This window comes from Phreatobacter sp., assembly GCF_052440005.1.
In the GTDB taxonomy this organism is placed as follows: domain Bacteria; phylum Pseudomonadota; class Alphaproteobacteria; order Rhizobiales; family Phreatobacteraceae; genus Phreatobacter.
Window position 1 is genome coordinate 20628 of the sequence record NZ_JBQVQL010000060.1, and the last position, 10239, is coordinate 30866.

Annotated in this window: 11 protein-coding genes; 9 read left to right on the forward strand and 2 right to left on the reverse strand. The window is 68.3% G+C overall.

All coding sequences use genetic code 11. From position 1 onward, the window contains the following. The first annotated feature begins 72 nt into the window (after positions 1-72). The 8 genes from ACT6XY_RS15075 to ACT6XY_RS15110 all read left to right on the forward strand — a co-directional run bounded on the left by ACT6XY_RS15075 (position 73) and on the right by ACT6XY_RS15110 (position 8416). Positions 73-1074 carry a Bug family tripartite tricarboxylate transporter substrate binding protein gene (locus tag ACT6XY_RS15075; protein ID WP_444749146.1) on the forward strand — a complete coding sequence of 334 codons (1002 nt, stop codon included), beginning with the start codon at positions 73-75 and terminating at the stop codon, positions 1072-1074. Positions 1075-1171: 97 nt separating this feature from the next. Then, on the forward strand, positions 1172-2146 hold the full coding sequence (locus ACT6XY_RS15080; protein ID WP_444749147.1) for a phosphatase PAP2 family protein: 975 nt from the start codon (positions 1172-1174) through the stop codon (positions 2144-2146). Positions 2147-2177: 31 nt separating this feature from the next. Next, entirely contained in the window at positions 2178-2819 is a 642-nt protein-coding gene (locus ACT6XY_RS15085; RefSeq protein WP_444749148.1) for a glutathione S-transferase family protein, read from the forward strand. Then, positions 2816-3271, forward strand: a complete 456-nt coding sequence (locus tag ACT6XY_RS15090; RefSeq protein ID WP_444749149.1) for a molybdenum cofactor biosynthesis protein MoaE — start codon at positions 2816-2818, stop codon at positions 3269-3271. The genes ACT6XY_RS15085 and ACT6XY_RS15090 overlap by 4 nt, the downstream gene beginning before the upstream one ends. Positions 3272-3335: 64 nt before the next feature. Beyond that, complete coding sequence (gene dnaG, locus ACT6XY_RS15095) at positions 3336-5246, forward strand: DNA primase (RefSeq protein WP_444749150.1); 1911 nt, start codon at positions 3336-3338, stop codon at positions 5244-5246. A 226-nt stretch (positions 5247-5472) separates the two neighbouring features. Then, positions 5473-7467: an RNA polymerase sigma factor RpoD gene (gene rpoD / locus ACT6XY_RS15100; protein ID WP_444749151.1), complete on the forward strand. Its 1995-nt coding sequence runs from the start codon at positions 5473-5475 to the stop codon at positions 7465-7467. Positions 7468-7639: 172 nt separating this feature from the next. After that, positions 7640-7912, forward strand: a complete 273-nt coding sequence (locus tag ACT6XY_RS15105) for a hypothetical protein (protein ID WP_444749152.1) — start codon at positions 7640-7642, stop codon at positions 7910-7912. A 117-nt stretch (positions 7913-8029) separates the two neighbouring features. Continuing rightward, positions 8030-8416 carry a hypothetical protein gene (locus ACT6XY_RS15110; protein WP_444749153.1) on the forward strand — a complete coding sequence of 129 codons (387 nt, stop codon included), beginning with the start codon at positions 8030-8032 and terminating at the stop codon, positions 8414-8416. 26 nt (positions 8417-8442) lie between these two features. Here ACT6XY_RS15110 and ACT6XY_RS15115 read toward each other — a convergent pair whose 3' ends face one another. Further along, positions 8443-8925: an SRPBCC family protein gene (locus ACT6XY_RS15115; RefSeq protein WP_444749154.1), complete on the reverse strand. Its 483-nt coding sequence runs from the start codon at positions 8923-8925 to the stop codon at positions 8443-8445. Then, complete coding sequence (locus ACT6XY_RS15120) at positions 8922-9308, reverse strand: ArsR/SmtB family transcription factor (protein WP_444749155.1); 387 nt, start codon at positions 9306-9308, stop codon at positions 8922-8924. Before ACT6XY_RS15120 ends, ACT6XY_RS15115 begins: the two co-directional genes overlap by 4 nt. 122 nt (positions 9309-9430) lie before the next feature. Between ACT6XY_RS15120 and ACT6XY_RS15125 the strand changes: the two genes are divergently transcribed. Continuing rightward, on the forward strand, positions 9431-10042 hold the full coding sequence (locus ACT6XY_RS15125; protein WP_444749156.1) for a LysE family translocator: 612 nt from the start codon (positions 9431-9433) through the stop codon (positions 10040-10042). Positions 10043-10239 lie beyond the last annotated feature (197 nt).

Below are 10239 nucleotides of genomic sequence, written 5' to 3' on the forward strand. Positions count from 1 at the left end.
GACGTTTAGTCGCGCCGCAGGGGGCGAACAAGCGAAAAACATTCATAGAAGCCATCATCCTGGAGGGACCCCGTGACCACCATCCCCAAGACCTCGCGGCGCAGCGTCGTCCTCGGCCTCGGCGCGCTCGGTGCGGCGCCGGCACTCATCCGCTCCGCCTCGGCCCAGACCTGGGCACCGAGCCGGCCGGTGAAGCTGGTCGTCGCCTATCCGGCCGGCGGCCCGACCGACGGCATCGCCCGCATCGTGGCGCAGGACCTTTCGGCAAGCCTCGGCCAGCAGGTGGTGGTTGAGAACGTCGGCGGCGCCTCGGGCGCGATCGGGACGCGCCAGGTGGCCAGGGCCGATGCTGACGGCCACACGATCACCTTCGGCAACAACCAGACCCACGGGAACAACATGTTCCTGATGAAGGAGCCGGGCTACGACGCGGTGAAGGACTTCGCGCCGCTGGCGGGCGCCGGCGCCTTCGAGCACATCTTCGTCGTCAAGAACGACCTGCCGGTGAAGACCATTCCCGAGCTGATCGCGCTGGCGAAATCCAAGCCTGGCGAGCTGAACTACGGCTCGACCGGTGTCGGCTCGGGCTCGCACCTGTCGACCGAGCTGTTCATGGTGCGGACCGGCATCAAGATGACGCACGTGCCCTATCGCGGCGCCGCGCCGCTGGTGCAGGACATCGTCGGCAACCGCATCGACGTGGCCAATTCGACCATGGCCAGCGTCTTCACCCAGATCCAGGCCGGCACCCTGCGGGGCATCGCCATCGGTTCGCCCAAGCGCAATCCACAGCTGCCGAACGTCGCGACGCTGCGCGAGCAGGGCGTGACCAATGCCGACGCCGAGAGCTGGACCGGCTTCTTCGCGCCCGTCGCGACGCCGCAGCCGGCCCTCGACCGGCTGTCGCGGGAGATCCTCGCCTCCCTCGCCAAGCCGCCGGTGGTGGAAGCGATCACCAAGCTCGGCTTCACCATCACGGTGCGCGACCCCGCCGCCTTCCGGCCCTACCACGCCCAGGAGATGCAGACCTGGGCGGAGATCATCCGCGCCGCCAACATCCAGCCCTCGGGCTGAGCCCCGGCGTTTCCGGAATCTTCAGACCGCCGTGGCTTGATGCGGGCGCGCCGCCGGTTGCGCCCGCAGCGAGGCCGGCCCTGTCGACGAGGTTCCGGTGAGCATCACCCCCGCATCCGCACCCGCGCCTGCGCGCCTTCCCGCCGTTCGGGCCGTCATCGCTTCCATGGGCCGCCCCGCCATCGCGATCTGGGCGACGGTCGCCGTCCTCGCCCTTCTCGTGGCGGTGACCTATCCGCTGGCGGGCCTGAGGCTGTCACTGCGTGACGTGGCGCTGAACGCCGGTCTGTCCGCCGTGCTGCTGGCGGGCGCCGCCTACTACACCTTCCTGCGGCCCGACGAGCGGATTGCCCGGCTGCTGCACGCGACCCCGCAATTCGTGCTGATGACCTTCCTCGGCGGCGCCCTGTCCTATGCGGCGATGGCGACGAACCTGCCGCTGTGGGACGCGACCTTCGACGCCATGGACAAGGCGATCGGCTTCGACTGGCCGGCGCTGCTCGCCTGGACCGGGCGGCACCCCGACCTCGCCTTCGCCCTGAAGCTCGCCTATGCCTCCATGCTGCCGCAGATGGCGCTGGTCATCGTGGCGCTGGTCACCGTGCGGGCTTTTTGCGAACTCGACCGCTTCGTTCTCGCCTTCGGCCTCGCGGCGCTGATGACCATGGCGATCTGCGCCGTGACGCCCGCACTCTGCGCCGGCTACTTCTACCGGGAGGCCGTCGCAACCCAGCCGCATCTGGGGCTGACCTGGAACTCGGTCGCCCATGTGCTCGCGCTCCGGTCGGGCGAGATGACCTTCGTCTCCATGGCGACGGCCGAGGGCATCGTCACCATGCCAAGCTTCCACACGGTCTGCGCCATCCTCTTCGCGGTCGCGCTCTGGCCCGTGCGCTGGCTGCGCTGGCCGGGGCTGGGGCTCAACCTCGCCATGCTGGCGGCGACGCCGATCATCGGCGGCCACTATCTCGTCGACCTCATCGCCGGCCTCGGTGTGGCGCTGGCCGCCCGCTGGCTGGCCGTCCGGCTGATTCCCTCGGCAGCGACCGAAGACGTCCGCTCCGCCGGCTGACTTCCCCGGAGGCCTTCGCTACAAGGCAGGCATGAGCCTCGTCCTCCACGCCATGCAGCGGTCGGCCAATTGCTACAAGGTGCGCCTTCTCCTGGCGCGTCTGGGCACGCCTTTCGTGCTGAAAGACGTCGATATCCTGCGCGGCGACACGCGGACGCCCGCCTTCCTGGCGATGAACCCGCTCGGCCGCGTCCCGGTCATCCAGCTCGGCGATACGACCGTCCTTGTCGAGTCCAACGCCATCCTCATGTATCTCGGCGAGGGAACGGACTTCGTGCCCCAGGACAAGGTTGAGCGGGCCGTGATGATGCAATGGCTGTTCTTCGAGCAGAACGCCCACCACCCCTCCATCGGCGAGGCGCGGTTCTGGATGTCGCTGGTGCCCGGGGGGCGCGAGCTGAAGCGGGACCTGATCGACGACTGGATGGAGCGCGCGGAGGCGGCCCTCTCGCGGATGGAAACGCAGCTGGCCAAGACCCCTTTCATCGCCGGCGAGCACCTGACGCTCGCCGATCTCGCGCTCTACGCCAACACGCATCTCGCCCATGAAGCCGACATGGATCTCGCCCTGTTTCCCGGGGTGAGGGCGTGGGTCGGCAGGATCGCCGCCCTGCCGGGCCATGTCGGCATGGACTGGCGGCCCGGTGCCATCGAGACGGCAGGTGCGTCATGACGGTCCGGGTCCAGCGCGAGGATTTCGACCTCGGGGCCGAGGTGAAGCGGCTCACCGCCGGGCGGATCGAGGTCGGCGCGGTCGCGACCTTCACGGGCCTCTGCCGCGGCCAGACCGGGTCGGCCACCGTCGGCGCCATGACGCTCGAGACCTACGAGGCGATGGCCCTCGCCGAGTTGCAGCGGATCGAGGAGGAGGCGCGCGCGCGCTGGCCGCTGACCGACGTGCTCGTGGTGCATCGCTTCGGGCGGATGGAGCCAGGCGACAACATCGTGCTGGTGGTAACGCTGTCAGAGCACCGCCAGGCGGCCTTCGCGGCGGCCGAATTCATCATGGACTTCCTGAAGACGCGGGCGCCGTTCTGGAAGTTCGAGGAGACCGGCGGGGAGGGCGGATGGGTCGCCGCCAAGGACGTCGACGACGCGGCGGCCGATCGCTGGTCGCCCTCCTGATCCGCGCGGCGGGCGGCGCAATGGCCGCTTCGAACGTCGCTGCTAAAGTGCTATGCCTCCGCCCATGCGCTTCCCCCCATCGTTCCTGGACGAGATCCGGCAACGCCTCCCCGTTTCGGAGGTGGTGGGCAAGCGCGTCAAGCTGAAGAAGCAGGGCCGCGAGTGGCGGGGTCTGTCCCCCTTCAACGCCGAGAAGACGCCATCCTTCTACGTCAACGACCAGAAGGGCTTCTACCACTGCTTCTCCTCCGGCAAGCATGGCGACCAGTTCCGCTTCCTGATGGAGACGGAGGGCGTGAGCTTCCCCGAAGCGGTGGAGCGGCTGGCGGGGGAGGCCGGCCTCGCCCTGCCCAAGGTCTCGGTGGAGGAGGTCCAGCGCGCCGAGAAGGCGAAGACCCTCTACGACGTGATGGAGCTCGCGGCGAAGTTCTTCGAGGCGCAGTTGCAGGACCGCGCCGGCGCCAAGGCCCGCGGCTACCTCGCCGGCCGCGAGCTGCGCGCCCCGACCCAGGTGAAGTTCCGCATGGGCTATGCGCCCGCGGCGCGCTTCGCCCTCAAGGAGCATCTCGGCGCCAAGGGCGTCTCCGTCGCCGACATGATCGCGACGGGTCTCCTCGTGCACGGCGACGACATTCCCGTACCCTATGACAGGTTCCGCGACCGCGTGATGTTCCCCATCACGGACCTGCGCGGGCGGGTGGTCGCCTTCGGCGGCCGGGCGCTCGAAAAGGACGTGCCGGCCAAGTACCTCAACTCGCCGGAGACCGACCTCTTCCACAAGGGCTCGCTGCTCTACAACGCCTTTTCAGCGCGCGAGGTGGCCCACAAGACCAGCCGCATCATCGCGGTCGAGGGCTATGTCGATGTCATCGCCATGGTGATGGCCGGCTTCGGCGAGACGGTGGCCCCGCTCGGCACGGCGCTGACCGAAGGCCAGCTCGACCTCCTGTGGAAGATGGCGCCGGAGCCGGTCCTGCTCTTCGACGGCGACAAGGCCGGCCGGCGCGCCGCCTATCGCGCCATCGACATCGCCCTGCCGCTCCTGAAGCCCGGCCGGAGCCTCCTGTTCGCCGCGCTGCCCGAAGGCCAGGACCCGGACGATCTCATCCGCTCCTCCGGCCGCGAGGCGATGGACGCGGTCCTGGCCCAGGCCCAGCCGCTTGCGAGCATGCTCTGGCAGCGCGAAACGGAGGCCGGCGTCTTCGGCACGCCGGAGAAGCGCGCGGCGCTGGAGGCCCGCTTCGCCGAGGTGGTGTCGACGATCGGCGACGAGAACGTGCGCCGGCATTACCGCGACGACGTGTTCGGCCGGCTTTCCGACCTGTTCCGGCCCATGCAGCGCGAGCGGCGCGGCGGCGGGCAGGGCGGCGGCGCCAGGGGCGGCGGCCGCGGCTTCTCGTCCTTCGCGGTGCCGGACCATCGGCCTTCGCCGGCGCTCGCCTCCAGCGCGCTCGTGCGGGGTCCGCGCGCCGCCCTGCCGCTGCGGGAAGCGCTGATCCTCACGGCTCTCCTCAACCATCCCTGGCTGATCGACGGGCAGGAAGAGGATATCGCAGCGCTCGACCTCCGCCACCCGCAGGCGGAGACGCTGAAGGCGGCGCTGCTCGACGTCCACGCCCAGGGCGTTGAAGGCGAGGAAGAGGCTTACCGCGCAGCGCTGGCGGCGGACGGGCACGGCCCGCTGGTGGACCAGGTGCGCGCCACGGTGTCGACCGGAGCGGTGTGGGGCGCCATGCCGGGTGCGGCAAAAAGCGACGTCGAAGTGACGTTCGGCCAGCTCATGGCCTTGCATCGCAAGAAGCAAGCGCTAATTAAGGAAATCCGGGATGCCGAGCGAGCCTTCGGCGACGACCCGACCGAAGCAAACGAACACTGGCTTCTCGACGCCAAGCGGCGGGAGGCGGAGCTCGTGGGGACCGAGGCCCTGGTGGAGGGCTTCGGGTCGCAATCCGGGCGGGGAGGTCGCAGCGCTTGACTTGTATCGGCACATGGAAGGGATCACGGCCGCGCAGCGCAAGCGATGCGGCAGGCCATGGTTCACCGTGTCTTAAGGACGAAGGCCTTAGGGCGGGGATGTCGGAATTGACGGGGGCGCGCTGAAGAGCGAGCGCAGCCCCTTTTTTGGCGTTGAGGCGGGCCTTGAACCCGTCGCTGGCGCGTCATGCGGACCGCTTGCGGTTCGTGAGCGATGGACGGTCTAGATGGCAACGAAGGCAACCGAGAAACCGGAAGGTGCGGACCAGGAGACCGAGGGCCCCGACGGCCCCCTCCTGGACCTCTCCGACGCCGGCGTCCGGGCGATGATCAAGCGCGCGAAGAAGCGCGGCTATGTGACCATCGACGAAATCAATGCCGTCATGCCTGCGGCCTCGTTCACCTCGGACCAGATCGAGGACATGAACGCCATGCTCTCGGAGATGGGCATCAACGTCGTCGACAACGACGATGCCGCCGAGGACGGGGAGGGCGAGGAGCAGCCCGAGGCCGACGAGCCGGACGGCGAGTTGCAGGAGGCCTCTCCGCGCGCCGTGGTGAAGTCCGAGCGCGCCTCCGAGCCGCTCGACCGCACCGACGACCCCGTGCGCATGTACCTGCGCGAGATGGGCTCGGTGGAGCTGCTCTCCCGCGAGGGCGAGATCGCCATCGCCAAGCGCATCGAGGCCGGTCGCGAGGCGATGATCGCAGGCCTCTGCGAGAGCCCGCTGACCTTCCAGGCCATCATCATCTGGCGCGACGAGCTCAACGAGGGGAAGATCTACCTCCGCGATATCATCGACCTCGAGGCCACCTATGCCGGCCCCGACGCCAAGAACGCGCCGATGGTGACCGAGGGCGAGGCGCCGATCGCCCCGCAGGCCGAGGGCGAGGGCGAAGGCCTGCCGCCGGGCGTCACCGAGAGCGATCTCGACGAGGACGACATGGAGAACGCCGTGTCGCTCGCCGCCATGGAGGCGGAGCTGAAGCCGAAGGTGCTCGAGATCTTCGACACCATCGCCGACGAGTACAAGAAGCTGCGGCGGCTGCAGGACCAGAACGTCGAGAACCGCCTCAACGACACCAAGCTGTCGCCGAGCCAGGAGCGCCGCGCCAAGAAGCTGCGCGAGGACCTGGTCGATCACGTCAAGTCGCTGTCGCTCAACACCGCGCGCATCGAGGCCCTGGTCGAGCAGCTCTACGACATCAACAAGCGCCTCGTGGGCTACGAGGGGCGCCTGCTGCGCCTCGCCGAGAGCTATGGCGTCGACCGCATGTCCTTCCTGAAGGAATACCAGGGCTCCGAGCTCGATCCGAACTGGATCCGGCGCGTGGCCTCTCTCGGCGCGCGCGGCTGGAAGAGCTTCGTCGCCGAGGAGAAGGAGACGGTGAAGGAGATCCGCGCCGAGATTCAGGCGCTGGCGACCGAGACCGCGCTGGAGATCGGCGAGTTCCGCAAGATCGTCCAGATGGTGCAGAAGGGCGAGCGTGAGGCCCGTCAGGCCAAGAAGGAAATGGTGGAGGCGAACCTGCGCCTCGTCATCTCCATCGCGAAGAAGTACACGAACCGCGGCCTGCAGTTCCTCGACCTCATCCAGGAGGGGAACATCGGCCTGATGAAGGCGGTCGACAAGTTCGAGTATCGCCGCGGCTACAAGTTCTCGACCTATGCCACCTGGTGGATCCGGCAGGCGATCACCCGCTCGATCGCCGACCAGGCCCGCACCATCCGCATCCCCGTGCACATGATCGAGACGATCAACAAGATCGTGCGCACGAGCCGGCAGATGCTGCACGAGATCGGCCGCGAGCCGACCCCGGAGGAGCTCGCCGAGAAGCTCGGCATGCCGCTGGAGAAGGTCCGCAAGGTCCTGAAGATCGCCAAGGAGCCGATCTCCCTCGAAACGCCGATCGGCGACGAGGAGGATTCACACCTCGGCGACTTCATCGAGGACAAGAACGCGATCCTGCCCATCGACGCGGCCATCCAGTCGAACCTGCGCGAGACGACGACCCGCGTGCTGGCGTCCCTCACGCCGCGCGAGGAGCGCGTGCTGCGCATGCGCTTCGGCATCGGCATGAACACCGACCATACGCTGGAAGAGGTCGGCCAGCAGTTCTCGGTGACCCGCGAGCGTATCCGCCAGATCGAGGCCAAGGCGCTCAGGAAGCTGAAGCATCCGAGCCGGTCCAGGAAGCTGCGCAGCTTCCTCGACAACTGACGCCGAAAGCCCGCCTGCGGGGAACGTCGACATGACGGAACGCGCGGCGGATCATGGCAGAACAGACAACGGCGGCTCATCGGGCCGCCGTTCTCGTTCCCTCTTCCGAGTCCCGAAAAACTCGCCCCTGTGGGGCCGGCTCGGCCGTTCCATTGCCATCTGGTTCTGCCTGATGCTCTTCGGCCTCACGGTGGGCATGGCCGGTTATTCCGGCTTCGAAGGCATGGGCTGGCGCGACTCCTACCTCAATGCCGCGATGATCCTCTCGGGCATGGGTCCGGTGACGGAGCTCAGGACCGACGGCGGCAAGCTCTTCGCCGGCTCCTACGCCATCTTCTCGGGACTGGTGATCGTGCTGGCCACCGGCGTGGTGCTGTCGCCCATCGTCCAGCACGTGCTGCATGTCTTCCACGCCGACACGGACGACGACGAACGGCGGGGTTGAGATCGAACTGAGGGCGTTGCGCAGCTGAAGCATCCGGGCCGCTCGCAACAGCTCCGGCGCTTGGTGGACAATTCAGCCTGTTTGCCTTCAAAATTTGCCCATCATGGGAGGGACGACATGGCCAGCGGCTTGAAACTGTCCTTCTTGCTGGCGGCCGTGTCGATGCAGATGGGTGTGGCCCAGGCCCAAGCGCCGACATGCGCGGATATCAGCGGCCGCTGGAGTGGCCCCTGGACATTCGTCGGGCCGCGATCGAGCACGCCACCTTCGACCTTGACCGTCACCGTCAGGCCCGACTGCACCTACATGTTTTCCGGTCGGTACTGGAACGGCACGATCAACACGCCGGGGCGGTTCACCATCTCCGGCTCGTCCATCAGCTACCGCAACGATGCGGGTTCCTACGGCCCGGTGACGCTTCGTCGGTCAGGTGCCGCTGCTTCGCTGCATTTCGTGCAGGCGCAGGGCAACTACGTGGCGACGGTGACGCGGCGGGGCCGATAGCGACAGGCCCCAGCATCAAGGGGCCCTCACATCGCCTTCACCAGCGCCACCAGTTGATCGAGCGCCGTGCCCCAGCCGGTCTGGAAGCCCATGGCCTCGTGCTGCTCCTTGGCCTCCGGGTCCTTGTGCAGGGCGCGGGCGACATAGAGCGTGCCGGACGCCGTCGGCGTGATCTCGATGGAGGCCGCCATGAAGGCGCTCCCCGTGGGGCGGAAACCCGGGCCGAGGGCGTCGGTGAAGACGAGCAAGCGGTTGGGGATCACGTAGAGCACGCAGCCGGTGCTGTCGTTCTTCTCGCCGTTCGGCCCTTCCATGACGGTCCGGAACCGGCCGCCGGGGCGAAGGTCCAGCTCGCAGGCCGTGGTACGCCAGGGCGCAGGCGTGAACCACTTCATCAGAAGCGCCGGCTCGGTCCAGGCGCGCCAGACGAGATGCGGTGGCACGTCCACCTCGCGGCGGAGTTCGAGGTCGAGGGCCGGGTCGAAGACGAAATGGGGTTCGGGGGTCATGGCGTTTCCTTGTGGGATGTTTTTTGGGGAGAAGGGTCGTGGTCCTCGCCTGCCTCGTCCTTCATCGTGGCGAGCAGGGCGTCGAGCTGGTCGAGACGGCGCGTCCAGAGGCTGCGCTGCGCCTCCAGCCAATGCTCCGCCGCGGCGAGCGGTTCCGGCATGAGCCGGCAGGTGCGCACGCGCCCCGTCTTCTCGGTCGTGACGAGGCCGCACTCCTCGAGCAGTTTCAGGTGCTGCAGGAAGCTCGGCAGGGCCATGGAGAAGGGCCGGGCGAGGTCGCTCACGGAGGCGGGGCCGCGGCCGAGCGCTTCCACCACCGCCCGGCGGGTCGAGTCGGCGAGGGCACGGAACGTGTCGTCGATGCGGACGGGTGCGGCGTTCATGCGAGTGAGACTAGGGTCGGATAACACTTAGGTCAATACCTAAGTTTTGGATCATCGTTTCCAGCGCTTGTCACGCGCCGGCCTCTCGGGCCTGATCAGTCCGACTGCCGTGGAGAGCGCCCATGTCCCTCGAATTCCTTCTGACCACCCTGATCATCGTGGCCTCGCCCGGCACTGGCGTCGTCTACACACTCGCGGCGGGCCTCTCGCGCGGGGGCAAAGCGAGCGTGCTCGCCGCCTTCGCCTGCACGCTCGGCATCGTGCCGCATCTGATCGCCGCGATGATGGGTCTGGCTGCGCTCCTCCACACCAGCGCGCTCGCCTACAACGCGGTGAAATATGCCGGCGTCGCCTATCTCCTCTGGATGGCCTGGCAGACGCTGCGCGAGGACGGGGCGCTGCAGGTGGAGGCGGAAGAGGACCGCCGCTCCTCCTGGCGGGTGATCGTCGACGGGGTCGCCATCAATGTCCTGAACCCGAAGCTGTCGATCTTCTTCGTCGCCTTCCTGCCGCAGTTCATCCCCACGGGCGAGGCGGCGCCCCTGGCGCGGATGCTGGAGCTGTCGGCGGTGTTCATGGCGATGACCTTCGTGGTCTTCGCGATCTACGGCCTCTTTGCCGCGGCCATGCGGGAGAAGGTGATCTCGCGGCCGGCGGTCATGGCCTGGATGCGGCGAATCTTCGCAGGTGCCTTCGTGGCGCTCGGCGCGCGCCTCGCCGTGCAGGAGAAGTAGGCCAGAACGCAAGACGGCGGGCCTGAGCCCGCCGTCGCGATGCGTCGAGGCGCTTGATCAGTTCCGGTCCGGACGGCCCGGGCCGCCACCGGGGCGGCCTCCGCCCATGCCGGCCCCGGGGCGGGGTCCACCGCCGCCCATGCCGGCACCCGGACGCGGTCCACCGCCGCCCGTGCCGAAGCCGGGGCGCGGTCCAC